At 36.2% G+C, this 16,599-nt stretch carries 14 protein-coding genes; all 14 read left to right on the top strand.

The window, feature by feature from the left end; translation table 11 throughout:
• Window positions 1-17 precede the first annotated feature (17 nt).
• The 14 genes from ICJ83_RS01630 to ICJ83_RS01565 all read left to right on the top strand — a co-directional run bounded on the left by ICJ83_RS01630 (window position 18) and on the right by ICJ83_RS01565 (window position 16,588).
• Window positions 18-878, top strand: a complete 861-nt coding sequence (locus ICJ83_RS01630) for an AraC family transcriptional regulator (RefSeq protein ID WP_188228610.1) — start codon at window positions 18-20, stop codon at window positions 876-878.
• Between the two features lie 155 nt (window positions 879-1,033).
• A complete protein-coding gene (locus ICJ83_RS01625; RefSeq protein WP_188228609.1) occupies window positions 1,034-2,689 on the top strand; it encodes a UxaA family hydrolase in 1,656 nt (551 codons plus the stop codon).
• A 121-nt stretch (window positions 2,690-2,810) separates the two neighbouring features.
• Complete coding sequence (locus ICJ83_RS01620) at window positions 2,811-3,584, top strand: SDR family NAD(P)-dependent oxidoreductase (RefSeq protein WP_188228608.1); 774 nt, start codon at window positions 2,811-2,813, stop codon at window positions 3,582-3,584.
• 1 nt (window position 3,585) lies between these two features.
• On the top strand, window positions 3,586-4,650 hold the full coding sequence (locus ICJ83_RS01615; protein WP_223154561.1) for a glycoside hydrolase family protein: 1,065 nt from the start codon (window positions 3,586-3,588) through the stop codon (window positions 4,648-4,650).
• A 48-nt stretch (window positions 4,651-4,698) separates the two neighbouring features.
• A complete protein-coding gene (locus ICJ83_RS01610; RefSeq protein ID WP_188228607.1) occupies window positions 4,699-5,559 on the top strand; it encodes a fumarylacetoacetate hydrolase family protein in 861 nt (286 codons plus the stop codon).
• A 66-nt stretch (window positions 5,560-5,625) separates the two neighbouring features.
• Complete coding sequence (locus tag ICJ83_RS01605) at window positions 5,626-7,860, top strand: alpha-L-fucosidase (protein ID WP_188228606.1); 2,235 nt, start codon at window positions 5,626-5,628, stop codon at window positions 7,858-7,860.
• A gap of 66 nt (window positions 7,861-7,926) precedes the next feature.
• Window positions 7,927-8,754 (top strand): amidohydrolase family protein, encoded by an 828-nt coding sequence (locus tag ICJ83_RS01600; protein ID WP_188228605.1) that lies wholly within the window; start codon window positions 7,927-7,929, stop codon window positions 8,752-8,754.
• Window positions 8,755-8,757: 3 nt separating this feature from the next.
• The gene (locus ICJ83_RS01595) at window positions 8,758-9,549 is read left to right on the top strand and encodes an SDR family oxidoreductase (RefSeq protein WP_188228604.1); all 792 of its coding nucleotides are present in this window, start codon (window positions 8,758-8,760) and stop codon (window positions 9,547-9,549) included.
• Between the two features lie 93 nt (window positions 9,550-9,642).
• On the top strand, window positions 9,643-9,978 hold the full coding sequence (locus ICJ83_RS01590; protein ID WP_188228603.1) for an L-rhamnose mutarotase: 336 nt from the start codon (window positions 9,643-9,645) through the stop codon (window positions 9,976-9,978).
• A 231-nt stretch (window positions 9,979-10,209) separates the two neighbouring features.
• On the top strand, window positions 10,210-12,252 hold the full coding sequence (locus ICJ83_RS01585) for a transketolase family protein (RefSeq protein WP_188228602.1): 2,043 nt from the start codon (window positions 10,210-10,212) through the stop codon (window positions 12,250-12,252).
• Window positions 12,253-12,336: 84 nt separating this feature from the next.
• Window positions 12,337-12,993, top strand: a complete 657-nt coding sequence (gene fsa, locus ICJ83_RS01580; protein ID WP_188228601.1) for a fructose-6-phosphate aldolase — start codon at window positions 12,337-12,339, stop codon at window positions 12,991-12,993.
• A 17-nt stretch (window positions 12,994-13,010) separates the two neighbouring features.
• Window positions 13,011-13,688 (top strand): NUDIX hydrolase, encoded by a 678-nt coding sequence (locus ICJ83_RS01575; protein WP_317173246.1) that lies wholly within the window; start codon window positions 13,011-13,013, stop codon window positions 13,686-13,688.
• A gap of 232 nt (window positions 13,689-13,920) precedes the next feature.
• A complete protein-coding gene (locus ICJ83_RS01570; protein WP_188228599.1) occupies window positions 13,921-15,594 on the top strand; it encodes a ribulokinase in 1,674 nt (557 codons plus the stop codon).
• Between the two features lie 289 nt (window positions 15,595-15,883).
• Complete coding sequence (locus tag ICJ83_RS01565) at window positions 15,884-16,588, top strand: L-ribulose-5-phosphate 4-epimerase (RefSeq protein WP_188228598.1); 705 nt, start codon at window positions 15,884-15,886, stop codon at window positions 16,586-16,588.
• Window positions 16,589-16,599 lie beyond the last annotated feature (11 nt).

The raw sequence follows: 16,599 nt of genomic DNA, 5'->3' as shown, positions 1-16,599 counted from the left end.
TCATAAATTACTCATTGATGAAACTTCATTTAATAGACCGAAGTACACCCCAAAATGCCTCATTTACGGCAAATATTCATGAAGGTTCTCATTTTTTAAAAATTTGGCATTACCATGCTGAGCTCGAGTTTGTGCTTATTTTAAAAAGTGAAGGTATGTGTTTTGTGGGTGATGCCGTAGAACCATTTTCGGCAGGAGATGTGTTTTTAATTGGAAAAAATACACCTCATATGTGGTTAAATGGAGAAATATATTTTGAGGAAGACTCCACACTAACTGCTAAATCTGTGGCAGCTCATTTTAAGGAAGATTTTTTAGGAAATCACTTTTTTGAAACACCAGAGATGAAACATTTAGCTGAACTTTTCGAAAAAGCACGATTTGGTATTAAGTTTTTGAATTTGGAAACCCAAATAATAGAAGAAATACAAGGTTTAATCGATCTCGATGGATTTTCAAAGACAATGGCCTTTTTAAATATCATGAATACGCTGGCTAAACATGATGGCTATAAATTATTGGTGAGTTCAGGTTTTTTAAATGCATTTCAGGTGTCAAAACATAAAAGCTTAGATGATGTTTATGCATACATGTTTAAAAATTTCAATAAACCTATAAGTTTAGATGAAGTCGCCAAAATAGCCAATATGAATTCTTCGGCATTTAGTAGGCTGTTTAAACGAATTAATGGGAAAACGTATTCCAGGTATTTACTTGAAATAAGGATTGGATATGCATGTAAACTTCTTTTAGAGAACAAGGGAAATGTTTCCGAAATATGCTACGACGTAGGCTTTAATAATGTCTCTAATTTTAACAGACAATTTAAGTTTTTAATGGGATGTAGCCCTACCGATTATGTTAAGTCTCATCTTTAAAAGATCTAGTAACATGTGTTATTAATATTACATAAAGAAAATCAATTTGTTATTAAGTGCAAAAATAGTACTAGTTTTGGTCATAATTTAAGAAGTGATGCTAATTAAAAAGTTTTAGTATTGCAAGTTACAACCCCTAATGAAAAATACTGGCTATGAAAAATGAAGTGTTAAAAATTCACCCAAAGGATAATGTCCTTGTTGCATTAACCGATTTAGCTAAAGGATCACATGTTTCTTATGAGGATGTCGAATACATTCTACAGGAAGATATACCAGCCAAACATAAATTTGCAATCACTAATCTAAGTGAGGGAGATAGCATTTATATGTACGGTGTTTTGGTGGGGAGAACAACCGAAAATATTTCTCAAGGGAGTTTAATAACGACTAATAATTTAGTTCACGATACCGAAAAATACAGTACAGATAAATTGAGTCAAAAATTTGTCTGGAAAGCTCCCGACGTTACAAAATTTAAAGATCGAACATTTTTAGGATATCATCGGGCAAACGGTACGGTAGGAACCGAGAACAATTGGTTGGTAATTCCGCTTGTATTTTGTCAGAATAGAAATGTTGAAGTGCTTAAAAAAGCCTTGGTAGAAAAGTTAGGTTTTGATACCCAGCAACATTCTGGTTTTAACGTAGATAGTTTAATAGAGGATTATAAATCAGGAGCTTCTACTCACGATATATTAAACAAAAATATTTCACTAAACAAAGACGAACGTGTTAAAAATCAATTGTTTCCTAATGTTGATGCTATTCGGTTTTTAACGCACGATGGTGGTTGTGGTGGCTCAACAGATGATGCGATTGCTTTATGTCATTTACTAGCCGGTTATATAAACAATTCAAATGTGGCGGGAGCCACAGTTTTAAGTTTAGGTTGTCAGCATGCACAGGCGAGCATTTTAAAACAAGCTTTAGAAAAGTTAGGATTTGAAAATGAAAAGCCAGTATATTTTTTAGAGCAACAGGATATACATACAGAACAAGAATTACTATCAGAAGCCATTAAAAAAACCTTTGTAGGTTTAATAGAAGCTAATAAAATTGAGCGTAAGCCAGCAGCATTAGATAAGTTAGTTATTGGATTAGAATGTGGAGGTTCCGACGGTTTCTCTGGCATTTCAGCAAATCCGGTATTGGGGCACGTGTCCGATTTACTTGTAGGGCTAGGAGGGGCAACAATACTTTCTGAATTTCCTGAATTGAATGGTGTAGAACAAGAACTTATTAATAGATGTCAAACCAAAGAAAGTGCCGATAAGTTTTCAAAAATTATGGCGGTTTATAATGAAAAAGCCAGTTTATTAGGAGGAGGTTTTTCTGCAAATCCTTCACCAGGAAATATAAAAGATGGCTTAATTACCGATGCGATTAAATCGGCCGGAGCGGCTAAAAAAGGGGGGACTTCTCCTATTGAAGATGTTTTGGATTACACCGAACAAGTCGTAAAGCCAGGTCTGAATTTATTGTGTACCCCCGGAAATGATGTTGAATCGACAACTGGATTGGCAGGTTCAGGTGCGAATATTATTTTATTTACTACTGGTTTAGGCACTCCTACAGGAAATCCAATTACTCCAGTAGTAAAAGTGTCATCCAATACAAAATTGTATAATAAAATGAATGATATTATCGATTTTAATACAGGTGGAGTCATTGAAGGAACGTCAACAATAGAAGAAACAGGAGAACAATTATTAAACTTTGTAATTGATGTGGCTAGTGGTAAACTGGTAAAAGCACGACAATTGGAGCAAAATGATTTTATTCCTTGGAAACGAGGAATGTCGTTGTAAAAAAGTTAATATATTGATGCTTAAAAGCCTTATAATAGTAATACTTCCTGTTACTTGAAAATATAAAACTTAAGCTTTAAAAGTCGAAAAGATAAGACTGTAATAAACCAAAAATAAACATATGAAATTCAGTTTAAAAAATAAAACAGCCATTGTTACCGGAGGAGGTAGTGGTATTGGAAAAGCTATTTCAAAAACATTGGCAGCACAAGGCGCTTTTGTAAACATATTAGAGTTAAATGTAGATAACGCTGAGGTAACTAAATCGGAAATTGAGTCAGATGGCGGTCAAGCTGCTGTGTATCAATGTAACGTTGTAAATCAGGAAGATGTAATTAAGGTTGTTAATACAATTGCTGAAAAAAATGGTGTTGATATTTTAATAAACAATGCAGGAATCGCACATATTGGTAATGTTGAAAATACTCAAGAAGCAGATTTAGATCGTGTTTATAATGTTAATGTAAAAGGTGTTTATAACTGCATTTATGCATCCATTCCGCACATGAAAGCTAAAGGCGGAGTCATTATTAATATGGCATCGATAGCCTCGTCTGTGGGAATTAATGATAGATTTGCTTACTCCATGTCTAAAGGAGCAGCGTTAACCATGACGTATTCGGTTGCAAAAGATTACGTAAATCAAGGTATACGTTGTAACTGTATTTCGCCTGCTCGTGTTCATACACCGTTTGTTGACGGATTCCTAAAGAATAACTATCCAGGTAAAGAAGCTGAAATGTTTGAAAAATTATCGCAAACTCAACCTATTGGGCGCATGGGGAAACCTCAGGAAATAGCCGATTTAGCCTTGTATTTATGTTCAGATGAAGCATCATTCATTACGGGTACTGATTTTCCTATTGATGGCGGGTTTATTAAATTAAACGGTTAATATGTTTAAACTAATTGGTTCCTTCGTTTTTGGATTATTGTTTTTGAGCAGTCCTCTTTCTGGTGCGCAAAACAAAATGGATGATTTAAGTTTTAAGGATAAGTTAACCCCAATAACATCAGACAATGTTTTTAAAACCGAAGGTTACTATAATTGGGGTACATCCATTTTAAAAGGCGACGACGGAAAATACCATTTATTTTATTCACGATGGAAAAAGGAATACGGTTTCTATGGTTGGTTAACGCATTCTGAAATTGCGCATGCCACATCTAATAACCCTGCAGGTCCTTGGGAAAATGAAGAAACCATCTTGGAGGGCGCTAGAGGAAATCGCTGGGATGCGATTACGGCACATAACCCTAAAATTAAATATTTTGATGGAAGATATTATTTGTATTACGTCGGGACTAATTTAGGAGAAAATGCATTTACAGAAGAAGAATTAAAAGAAACAGCTTTAACAGGCTATAGCCATCCGAATTGGAAGATATTAAGACCAAATCAACGCGTTGGTGTTGCTGTGTCTAATTCGGTGAACGGGCCCTGGAAACGTTTTAAAAAACCTTTAATCGAACCATCGGGACCAATTACTACTTTAACTGTAAATCCGGCTATAACAAAAGGAACGGACAATCTTTATTATCTGGTAATAAAGGGGGATAAACCAAACGAAAAAGGTTTTGTTAGAAATCAAGCTGTAGCAGTGTCGACTTCGCCAACTGGGCCCTTTGAAATTCAAGAAAAACCTGTAATAGACTATTTGGATACTGAAGACATGTCTATATGGTATGACGAGATTAGAGAACGATTTTACGGTGTTTTTCATGCACATGGTTTTATAGGAGTGGTTACCTCTAAAGATGGTATTCATTGGGAAAAAGCTCAGAATTATGAGTTGATGCCCAAAAAAGTAAAGCAGGATAATGGGGTGCTGTTAATACCAGATCGACTAGAACGTCCTTTTATTTATCAAGAAAACGGAAAACCTAAAGTATTAGGGCTGGCAGCAAAGCAAGGAGATGAATCTTTTAGTATTTTTATACCTATTAATGAAAAGATTTAAAAAACGAACCATATTAATATAAGTAACAGAAATAATAAACTTTAAAAAATGAAATTAATACGATTTGGAGCGGAAGGACAAGAGAAGCCAGGCGTTCAGTTAACAAACGGACAACGTTTAGATGTATCAGGATTTGGAGAAGATTATACGGAAAAATTTTTTGAAACAAACGGGCTAGAACGATTAGAAGAGTGGTTGAAAATAAATGAAGATAAATGCCCTGGCGTAGCAGAAGATATAAGATTAGGGTCGCCAATTTGTCGTCCATCAAAATTAGTTTGTATCGGACTTAATTATGCGAAACATGCTGAAGAGGCTGGAATGAAAGTGCCAAACGAACCGGTATTGTTCTTCAAGTCTACAACAGCAATTGTTGGTCCTAATGACAATGTTATAATCCCTAAAGGAAGCGAAAAAACTGACTGGGAAGTGGAACTGGCAGTGGTAATTGGTAAAAAAGCCTCTTATGTTTCTAAAGAAAATGCTTTAGACTATGTGGCAGGCTATGTGTTGCATAACGATGTAAGTGAGCGTGCTTATCAAATAGAAAAAGAAGGTCAGTGGTGTAAAGGAAAAGGATGTGATACCTTTGCTCCTTTAGGTCCTTTTATGGCTACAAAAGACGAAATAAAAGATCCTAATAACTTACACTTATGGTTAAAGTTAAACGGTGAAATGATGCAGGATAGTTCTACATCAGATTTTATTTTTAATATACAGGAATCTATTAGTTACATCAGTCAGTTTATGACCTTATTGCCAGGTGATGTCATTTCAACTGGAACCCCTTTTGGAGTTGGTTTAGGTTTAACACCTCCATTATACTTAAAGCCGGGAGATGTTATGGAATTAGGTGTTGAAGGTTTAGGGGTGTCTAAACAAACTGCGGTGGCTTACCCTGGAGAATAAAAGATAAAGCGACTACAAAAAGTAGCGATGTAATAAAAACAAAAGGCTTTTAAAAATAGAAATTCAATGATGAATAGATATTATGGATTACTTATCGTTTTATTAACAATTTTATCTTGTAAGAAGGATAATGGTATTGTTTTAAAAACGAAAAATACGATAGAAATCACAAAAACGGATTCTAAGGATTCTATAATTTTAAAAGCCGCGCATGTTGTGCCTACCCTAAATCAGTATGAGGCACTGAAAAACGAATTTATTGCTTTTATTCATTTTGGCCCGAATACATTCACGAGAATGGAATGGGGTAATGGGAAAGAAGATCCAGAAGTTTTCGATTTAAAAACACTGGATACCGACCAGTGGTGCGATGCCATGAAAAGTGCAGGCATGAAAATGGTAATCCTAACTGTAAAGCATCACGATGGTTTTGTGCTATGGCAAAGTCGCTATACCAAACATGGGATTATGTCTACTGCATTTCAAGATGGAAAAGGAGATATACTCAAGGACCTTTCAGCATCGTGTGAGAAGTTTGGTTTAAAGCTAGGAATATATTTATCACCTGCTGATTTATATCAAATTGAAAACGAAGAAGGGCTTTATGGTAACCTCAGTGAATATTCTAATCGTACCATTCCGAGACCAGTGGAAGGGCGTCCTTTTGCGAATAAAAAAACATTCACTTTTAATGTTGATGATTACAATGAGTATTTTTTGAATCAACTTTTCGAATTGTTAACAGAGTATGGGCCAATTCATGAGGTTTGGTTTGATGGTGCGCACCCAAAACGAAAAGGCGGACAGAAATACAATTATATCGCATGGAAAGAGTTGATTTCAACTTTGGCGCCTGAAGCAGTGGTGTTTGGGAAACAGGATATCCGGTGGTGTGGAAACGAATCCGGTGCAACACGAAAAACCGAATGGAATGTGATTCCTTATAATGAAAATCCTGATAAACTAAACCGTTTTGCGGATATTACCAGTGAAGATATTGGGAGTAGGGAGAAATTGTATGGGGCTAATTTTTTACATTACCAACAAGCAGAGGTAAATACATCTATTCGTGAGGGTTGGTTTTATAGAGATGACACATCGCAAAAAGTTAGAAGTGCCGACGATGTATTCGATATTTATGAACGCTCGGTGGGAGGTAATGCAACGTTTTTATTAAATATTCCCCCAAATAGAAAAGGGAAATTTTCACCCGAAGACGTAAAGGTTCTTCAAGAGGTGGGTAAACGTATTGAGGCAACATATGAAACTAATTTGTTTAAATCTGCAAAAGGTCCTAGAAATGTTTTAGACGATGATTCAGAGAGTTTTGAGCTTTTAAATGATAAAAACAATGAGTTAGTTATTACTACACCAACAGCCGTTACCATAAACCGATTAGTACTTCAAGAGGCCATATTAACACATGGTGAGCGTATCGAAAAGCATGCGTTAGATGTATGGGTGAATGGCGCCTGGAAAGAAATGGCAACAGCCACCAATGTGGGTTATAAACGCATTTTACGTTTTCCTGAAGTGACTTCTGATAAATTCAGAATTCGTGTTTTGGCGTCTCGTTTTAAGCCTGCAATTTCTAATGTTACGGCGCATTATTATAAAACACGTCCGCCGCAATTATCAATTTCAAGAAATGCAAAGGGTAATTTGGTAATAGAACCCAAGAAACACGATTTTGGCTGGAAACCACATGGCGAAGATGTGCTTAATAATTTGAATTCTGGTTACGAAATTCGCTATACGACCGATGGTTCCAAACCAACCAAATCTTCGAAATTATATAAAGAATCGGAAATTGTGGCTTCGACTCAGGTTAATGCAGTTGCTATTGATAAAGAGCAAGAGGGAAGTGTAGCTTCATACGATTTTGGTATTTTGAAATCAGATTGGAAACTTTTAGGTGCCGATAGTGAAATGGAGAATCATTACGGATTGCATGCTTTTGACGAAGACCCAAATACCTTCTGGCAATCTCAGGATACAAATAAAGCGCATGAATTTGCTGTTGATTTAGGACAAACCTATAATATTTCAGGGTTTGCTTATACACCTCAAAATAAATTTTCAGAGGGCATGATAGAACAAGGTACGTTTGAGATAAGTCAGGATGCCAAGCATTGGAACGTTATTGAGTCATTCGAATTTGGAAATTTAATTAATGACCCCGTTAGAAGAAGACATAATTTCGCAAATCCGGTGAGCGGAAGATATATCAGGATTACCTCTAAAACTATTGCAGGTGGGGAGCAAACAGCAGCAATTGCAGAACTTGATATTTTTGAATAAGACCGCTTCGGAAACCTGTATTAAAATTTGTAAAAGCGTTTTATTAACATGAAATATTAATAGAATATGATAATAGATAGTCATCAACATTTTTGGAAATACGATCCCGTAAACCACGCGTGGATAGATGATAGTATGGCAGTTATTCGAAAGGATTTTATGCCTTCTGATTTACAAGCGCTTTATCAAGAAAATGGAGTTGATGGATGTGTTGCGGTACAAGCCGATCAAACCTTAGAAGAAACAAATTTTTTACTCGATTTATCTATAAAAAATAAATTTATCAAAGGCGTTGTTGGTTGGGTTGATTTGAGGGCTTCGGATTTAGAGAAAACACTGGAAACATATAGTAATGAAGCCAAGCTTAAGGGTTTTAGACATATTGTCCAAGGAGAGTCGGATCACAATTTTTTATTAAGATCAGATTTTTTGAAAGGAATTGGTTTTCTTGAAAAATATGATTATACTTACGATATATTAATCTTCCCACATCAATTAGGTGCCGCTTTAGAATTTGTTAAGCGTTTTCCTAATCAAAAATTTGTTATCGATCACATGGCGAAACCATATATTAAAGATGGTTTTTACGATGGATGGGCAACCTTAATGAGAGAAATCGCTAAACATGAGAATGTGTATTGTAAAATGTCCGGAATGACCACTGAGGCCGATTTCAAAGCATGGACACCAAACCAAATGCAACCCTATATGGAATTAGTTTTAAATGCCTTCGGAACAGATCGCATCCTGTATGGATCGGATTGGCCAGTTTGTTTAGTGGCAGGAAACTATTCAAAAACCAAAAAACTAATAACCGATTTTATTGCAGCTTTAACCACTAATGAACAACAAAAAATTATGGGTGCTAATGCAATAGAATTTTATAAATTATAAGACATGGATTTACATTTAAAAGACAAGGTTGTAGTGGTTTCAGGATCTTGTGGAATTAAAGGGAGTATTGGAGAAACCATAGTACAACGCTTAGCAGATGAAGGAGCTATACCCGTTCTGATTGATAGAAATGACAGAGGCGTTGGATACGCTGCAGAGTTAAATGAGCGAGGTATAGACTCTATTTTCGTAAAGACCGATTTAACGCAACCGGAACAAATTGAAGCTGCTGTAAAAACCATTGTTGAAAAATATGGTCGAATAGACGCACTTATTAATAACCAAGGCGTAAACGATGGTGTTGGTTTGGATGCTTCAGTTGAACAGTTTATAGATTCTTTAAAACTTAATGTTGTTAGCTTTTTTGCCATGGCGAAATATTGCTTGCCCTATTTAAAGGCTTCAAAAGGAAATATATTAAATATAGGTTCTAAAGTAGGTATGACGGGACAAGGCGGTACTTCGGCATATGCTGCAGCTAAAGGCGGTGTGCTAGGTTTAACCCGTGAATGGGCTGTCGATTTAATTAAGGAAGGCATTCGTGTTAATGCCATTATTATTGCAGAATGCTGGACCCCAGCTTACGATACTTGGATTAAAACACTTGAAAACGGCGAAGAAAAATTAAAATCTATAGTTAAAAAAATACCGTTAGAACACCGAATGACTACACCTGAAGAAATTGCAGATACCTGTGCCTTTACTATCTCGGATAGATCATCGCATACAACAGGGCAATTTATATTCGTAGATGGTGGCTACGTGCATCTTGACCGATCGTTGTTAACTGAATAATTACAATTTTATCACTTCGAGCTAAGCCGGTAGCAATTACTTTTAACTTGTTTGCTCGGAGTGAATGTTCTTAATTTTAAAAAATAAAATGCCATGTCTATTACCAGATACTGTTTAGGCTGCGATTTAAAAGAGAACCCCGAACTTATTGCAGAATATATTGAACATCACAGAAACGTTTGGCCAGAAATTCTTAAAAGTATTAAAGATTCGGGAATTGTCGATATGGAAATTTACAATATTGGGAATCGACTATTTATGATAATGGAGGTTAATGAATCTTTTTCTTTTGAAAAAAAGTCCGAAATGGATTCAAATAATTCTAAAGTTCAGGAATGGGAGCATTTTATGTGGAAATTTCAACAAGAATTACCTTTTGCAAAACCTGGAGAAAAATGGGTGCTTATGGATCGTATTTTTAAGCTTTAAGTAAAGTTTAGTCTTTAGCCATTTATACTACCTTTAAAAACAATTAAATTTTTAGTTAAAAAAACTTTAAGTGTTTTTGTTACACTTATAAAATAATGTTATATATTTGTGAATATCAAATTCTAATGCGTATAAATTAGGCTTTAGGTAAAATGTTTTACTATTTTTGCAGCATTATTTAAAATGTGTTCAACAATCTAAATGTTGACGATTAAATTAACTAAAATTAAAATGAACAAAAAATTAGATCAGCAGGCAGCAGATAATATCAGAGCGTTGGCTGTAGCTATGGTAGAAAAGGCTAATTCAGGACACCCTGGAGGACCAATGGGAGGTGCAGATTTCATGCATATTCTTTATTCAGAGTTCTTTAATTACGACCCAACCGACATGGAGTGGCCGTTTAGAGATCGCTTTTTCATGGATGCCGGTCACTTATCGACATTAATGTATGCTCAATATTATCTTTTAGGAAATTATGCAAAAGATGATGTGGCTAATTTTAGACAATGGGGTTCTATCACTCCAGGTCACCCAGAAGTAGATGTTAAACGAGGAATTGAAAACACCTCAGGGCCACTAGGTCAAGGACATACTATGGGCGTTGGAGCTGCGATTGCTGCTAAATTTTTAGAAGCAAGATTTGGAAACTGGATGAATCATAAAATTTACGGATTCATTTCAGATGGTGGTATTCAGGAGGAAATTTCTCAGGGAGCCGGTCGAATTGCTGGTCACTTAGGATTAAGTAACTTCATTATGTTCTTCGATTCTAATGATATTCAGTTATCAACTTCAACTGATGAAGTTACAACTGAAGATACAGCCATGAAATACGAGTCTTGGGGGTGGAAAGTCGTAACTATCGATGGCCATAACCACGACGAAATTCGTCAGGCTTTAACCGACGCGAATAACGAAACTGAAAAGCCAACCTTGATTATTGGTAAAACCATAATGGGTAAAGGTTGTGTAACTGCCGATGGTAGTATGTTTGAAGGGTATTGCGAATTACACGGTCAGCCTATTGGAAATACAGGCGCAGACTACGCAAAAACGCTTGAAAATCTAGGAGCAGATGTAGAAAACCCATTCGATATATTTACTGATGTTAAAGGTTTTTATAAAGATATAATTGCAAAGAAAACAGCTCAAGCTGCAGAAAAGAAGGCAGAAATTGAAGCTTGGAGATCAGCAAACCCAGCATTAGCTGAAAAATTAGATTTCTTCTTCTCAGGGCAATTACCAGAATTAGATTTCTCAGCAATCGAGCAAAAATCTGGAGTAGCTACAAGAGCGGCGTCATCAGCGGTTTTAGGATACTTAGCTGAAAATGTAGAAAACATGATTGTTTCTTCAGCCGATTTATCGAACTCCGATAAAACAGATGGGTTCTTAAAAAAATCGCATGCCCTTAAGAAAGGTGATTTCTCTGGTGGATTCTTACAAGCAGGTGTTGCCGAATTAACTATGGCATCTATCGCTAACGGTATTGCATTACACGGTGGTATTATTCCGGTTGTAGCAACTTTCTTTGTATTCTCAGATTATATGAAACCAGCCATTCGATTAAGTGGTATCCAAGAATTACCAGTTAAGTATGTGTGGACACACGATGCGTTCCGTGTAGGAGAAGATGGGCCAACGCACCAACCAATCGAGCAGGAAGCTCAGATTCGTTTATTAGAAAAGCTTAAAAACCACAGCGGAAAACCTAGCTTCTTAGCTCTGCGTCCTGCTGATGCTGTTGAGACGACTGTTGCATGGAAAATGGCTTTAGAAAATACATCAACCCCTTCTGGATTAATCTTATCCAGACAAGGTGTTAAAGATGTACCGGCACAAGGCGATTCAAGATATAATGAAGCCTTAGCTGCTGAAAAAGGTGGTTATTTAGTAAAAGAAGTTGAAAACCCAGATGTGGTGCTAATCGCTAACGGATCAGAGGTTTCTACTTTAGTTGCTGCTACCGAAATTTTAGAAGGCGAACACGGATTAAAAGTGAGTATAGCTTCGGTAATTTCAGAAGGTGTATTCAGACTTCAATCTAAAGATTACCAAGAAAGTATAATTCCTAAAAACAAACCATTATTCGGATTAACAGCTGGTTTACCAGTTAATTTAGAAGGTTTAGTGGGCGATAAAGGACAAGTATTTGGTTTAGATCATTTTGGATATTCAGCACCAGCAGGTGTGCTTGATGAAAAATTCGGATTTACCGGGCCACAGGTAAGCGCACAGGTTCTAGAATATTTAAAAGTATATAACAACTAATAAGTCAAGATAAGATGAAATGCCTAAAGGTCAAGTCGTATTAGGCATTTCACCTTACCTAAACAAACAAATAATTAATAACAGATGAAATTTTTTATAGATACAGCAAACCTAGAGGAAATTGCAGAAGCACAGGCTTTAGGAGTGTTAGATGGGGTAACAACAAACCCGTCTTTAATGGCGAAGGAAGGTATTACAGGAGAAGCTAATATTTTAGCGCATTACCAAAAAATATGTGATATCGTTGAAGGTGATGTAAGTGCCGAAGTTATTTCAACAGATTTTGAAGGTATGGTAAAGGAAGGCGAAGCTTTAGCTGCGCTACACCCACAAATTGTGGTAAAATTACCTTTAATTGCTGATGGAATTAAAGCCTGTAAATATTTTTCAGATAAAGGCATCAGAACAAACGTAACATTGGTGTTTTCAGCGGGACAAGCTTTATTAGCAGCAAAAGCAGGAGCGACTTATGTGTCTCCGTTCTTAGGTCGTTTGGATGATATTTCTACCGATGGATTAAACTTAATCGCTGAAATCAGACAGATTTACGATAACTATGGTTTTGAAACACAAATCTTAGCAGCTTCAATTCGTCACACTATGCACGTTATCGACTGTGCTAAAATTGGAAGTGATGTTATGACAGGGCCATTATCATCAATTACAGGGTTGTTAAAACACCCACTAACTGATATTGGTTTGGCGAAGTTCTTAGCAGATTACAAAAAAGGAAATCAATAACATTAACACGATTTGTTGTGAATAATATAATGGAACAAAAACAACAAATTAAGTTAGCTGTTGATTGTATCATTTTCGGGTTCAATAACAATAGGCTAGAGTTACTTCTAGTGCACCGAGGTTTTGAACCCGAAAAGGGTAAATGGTCTTTAATAGGTGGTTACGTTGGAAATGAAGAAGATCTAGACGATGCTGCTAATAGGGTTCTGTATAATTTATCCGGTTTGGAGAATATTTATATGGAACAGGTAAGAACATGGGGGGAAGCTAATAGAGATCCTTCAGGTCGTGTGGTTTCAACAACCTATAGCGCGATGATATTAAAATCGGAATACAATGCAGAATTAGTAAATAAATACGACGCTCAGTGGTTTCCAATTGATGAACTTCCAGAATTAATTTTTGATCATAGAGCTATGGTCGATTCAGCGGTTCGTAGGTTAAGACGCCGTGTTCGAAACTATCCTATAGCATTTAACCTTTTGCCAGAAAAATTTACCTTACCACAGCTGCAAATGCTGTATGAAGGTATTTTAAGTGAACCTCTTGATAAAAGAAACTTTAGAAGAAAGGTGGCGCAAATGAATTACTTCATTAAATTAGAAGAAAAGGATATGTCCGAATCACGAAAAGGAGCCTATTATTACAGGTTCGATGAAGCGCTTTATGCCAAAGAGTTAAACTTCAATTTATAATAGGTATTAAAGATAACTTTAGCGAGTTATTTTTTTTGACTTAAATTTTAAAAGTGTAAATGATACACTTTTAAAAATAATTACTATATTGCAATACTTTTTTTAGCATAGCCTTTGAAATTTGTAGACGTAATAGGTTCTGGGCTTTTTTTAAGAAGTAATAATTAGATTGAGAGTGGTGAACTAATTTTCAATTAAAATTATCGAGTAAACTACATTAGATGTTCAGATTATGAATGAATTAAAATACACCATCGGTATGGACTTCGGTTCAGATTCGGTTAGGGCTTTAATTGTAAATACCAGTACCGGTAAAGAAATGGCAACTGCCGTACATTATTACGCCAGATGGAAAGCGGGGCTTTATTGTGAACCGTCAAAAAGTAAATTTAGACAACACCCATTAGATTATATTGAAGGTATTGAAGCAACGATAAAATCGGTAGTTTCACAGGTACCTCAAGAAGTAGTAGATAACATTGTAGGGCTAGGTGTTGATACTACAGGATCTACACCAGTAGCCGTTGATAAAACAGGAACACCTTTGGCATTATTGGAGGGATATGAAAATAATCCTAACGCCATGTTTGTTCTGTGGAAGGATCACACAGGTATTAAAGAAGCCGATGAAATAAATGCCCTGTGCGCCAAGTGGGATATAGATTATTCGAAATATGAAGGTGGTATTTATTCTTCAGAATGGTTTTGGTCGAAAATATTGCATGTATCAAGAACCGATAAAAAAGTACTAAATGCTGCTTACTCTTGGGTAGAACATTGTGATTGGATTCCGTTCCTGTTAACAGGAGGAAACGATGTTTCTCAAATGAAACGCAGTCGCTGTGCAGCTGGTCATAAAGCTTTATGGCATGAATCTTTCGGAGGATTACCACCAAACGAGTTTTTTGTAGCTTTAGATCCTGTTTTAGATGGGGTAACCGATAGATTATTTCAAAAAACATATACATCCGATGTTTCCGTGGGAACGATATCTGAGGACTGGGCAAGTAAACTTGGGTTACCTAATACCGTTCAAGTTGCTGTAGGTGCTTTCGATTGTCATATGGGAGCTGTAGGTGTAAATATAGAACCTTATCATTTAACAAAAGTTATGGGGACTTCAACGTGCGACATCGTTGTAACACCTATGCAAGAAGAAGAACATTTGGTAAAAGGCATTTGCGGTCAGGTAAATGGTTCGGTAATACCTAATATGCTTGGTTTAGAAGCTGGTCAATCGGCTTTTGGCGATATTTATGCCTGGTACGAGCGTTTAATAGCATGGCCTATTAAAGAACTGATACGAAATTCAACCTTAATTTCAGAAGCCGTTAGAGAAAAATTAGTCGAAGAAGCCATTAGTAATATACTGCCGAAATTAAGTGAAGCTGCCGCTGAAGAACCTATTGGAGCTTCAGGCGAATTGGCTTTAGATTGGATGAATGGTAGAAGAACGCCCGATGCCAATCAGAATTTAAAAGGTGTTATTTCTGGAATTAACCTCGGAAGCACTTCACCAAAAGTATTTAGGGCTTTAGTTGAAGCATCGTGCTTTGGCGCTAAAAAAATAGCCGACAGATTTGTTGAAGAAGGCATTCCCATAAAAGGGGTTATTGCCATTGGTGGTATTTCAAAAAAATCAGATTTAGTCATGCAAATCATGGCCGACGTTTTAGGTGCTCCCATAAAAGTGGCCAAATCAGAACAAGCCTGTGCGTTAGGAGCTGCAATATTTGGTGCCGTTGCTGCAGGAATTCATCCCGATACCGAAACGGCTATGAACGTCATGGCAAGTCCGTTTGAGAAAGTTTATGAGCCCATAAAAGATAATGTAGACGCTTATAAAAAAATATACAATGAGTATAGCGACTTGTGTGTTGCTATGGAAGAACATATAATGAAATAGTTAATTTTCGTTTTAATAGTTAATAAAAAAAGCATGAATTTTTTATGCTAATAAGTTTAGCTAATAAAAGCTAAATACAACGTGGGTGTTTAGCGGTCTAGCGAAAATTTATTGTAAAATTTGGAGTGAAACTTCCGTAAGAATTTTAGGCTGTTTGAACTAACTGAAACTTATGATAAGGCAATGTTCATCACAGTGAGTTCCTAAAAATTAGGAGACGATTAATACATTTAGATAAAGATTCATTTCAATTAAAAAAATAAAAATATAACAGAAGAAATATAGGGTTATGAGTATTTATAAATCTTTAAAAGAAGAAGCTTACGAAGCTAATATGCAGCTTCCAGAGTTAGGCTTAGTACTCTTTACGTTCGGTAATGCAAGTGCAGTAGATCGCGATAAAGGTATTTTTGCTATTAAGCCTAGTGGTGTGCCGTATGCAGAATTAAAACCTGACGATATGGTTATTTGTGATTTCGATGCTAAAATAATTGAAGGAAACATGCGTCCATCTTCCGATACAAAAACACATGCCGTATTGTATAAAGAATGGGAAAAAATTGGCGGTGTAGTTCATACCCATTCTACTTATGGGACGGCTTGGGCACAGGCTATAAAGGATATTCCGATTTTCGGAACAACACATGCCGACCATTTAATTTCTGATATTCCATGTGCTCCACCAATGAAAGATGATTATATTGCCGGTGATTATGAACATATGACCGGATATCAAATTATTGATTGCCTCAAAGAGCGAAATTTAGATTACAACGAAGTCGGAATGATTTTAGTTGGTAATCATGCGCCTTTTACCTGGGGAGCTTCTGCTGCTAAAGCTGTGTATAACAGCGCTGTTTGCGAGGAAGTTGCTAAAATGGCCTACTTAACGCTACAAATAAACCCTAGTGCAGCAATATTAAAAGATGCGTTAAAAAAGAAACATTTTGAACGCAAGCATGGTAAGGATGCTTATTACGGTCAAGGTTGCTAATCGTAACGAGT

Origin of the sequence: Aestuariibaculum sediminum, from assembly GCF_014596945.1 — a bacterium.
Lineage (GTDB): Bacteria > Bacteroidota > Bacteroidia > Flavobacteriales > Flavobacteriaceae > Aestuariibaculum > Aestuariibaculum sediminum.
Note: the sequence above shows the minus strand (reverse complement) of the source record. Positions and strands in the feature narration are given on the sequence as shown.

Bases quoted from the DNA above. Each gene is read 5' to 3' on its own strand.
- ICJ83_RS01630 (WP_188228610.1), top strand. From the start codon at position 18: ATGAAACTTCATTTAATAGACCGAAGTACACCCCAAAATGCCTCATTT.
- ICJ83_RS01625 (WP_188228609.1), top strand. From the start codon at position 1,034: ATGAAAAATGAAGTGTTAAAAATTCACCCAAAGGATAATGTCCTTGTT.
- ICJ83_RS01620 (WP_188228608.1), top strand. From the start codon at position 2,811: ATGAAATTCAGTTTAAAAAATAAAACAGCCATTGTTACCGGAGGAGGT.
- ICJ83_RS01615 (WP_223154561.1), top strand. From the start codon at position 3,586: ATGTTTAAACTAATTGGTTCCTTCGTTTTTGGATTATTGTTTTTGAGC.
- ICJ83_RS01610 (WP_188228607.1), top strand. From the start codon at position 4,699: ATGAAATTAATACGATTTGGAGCGGAAGGACAAGAGAAGCCAGGCGTT.
- ICJ83_RS01605 (WP_188228606.1), top strand. From the start codon at position 5,626: ATGATGAATAGATATTATGGATTACTTATCGTTTTATTAACAATTTTA.
- ICJ83_RS01600 (WP_188228605.1), top strand. From the start codon at position 7,927: ATGATAATAGATAGTCATCAACATTTTTGGAAATACGATCCCGTAAAC.
- ICJ83_RS01595 (WP_188228604.1), top strand. From the start codon at position 8,758: ATGGATTTACATTTAAAAGACAAGGTTGTAGTGGTTTCAGGATCTTGT.
- ICJ83_RS01590 (WP_188228603.1), top strand. From the start codon at position 9,643: ATGTCTATTACCAGATACTGTTTAGGCTGCGATTTAAAAGAGAACCCC.
- ICJ83_RS01585 (WP_188228602.1), top strand. From the start codon at position 10,210: ATGAACAAAAAATTAGATCAGCAGGCAGCAGATAATATCAGAGCGTTG.
- fsa (WP_188228601.1), top strand. From the start codon at position 12,337: ATGAAATTTTTTATAGATACAGCAAACCTAGAGGAAATTGCAGAAGCA.
- ICJ83_RS01570 (WP_188228599.1), top strand. From the start codon at position 13,921: ATGAATGAATTAAAATACACCATCGGTATGGACTTCGGTTCAGATTCG.
- ICJ83_RS01565 (WP_188228598.1), top strand. From the start codon at position 15,884: ATGAGTATTTATAAATCTTTAAAAGAAGAAGCTTACGAAGCTAATATG.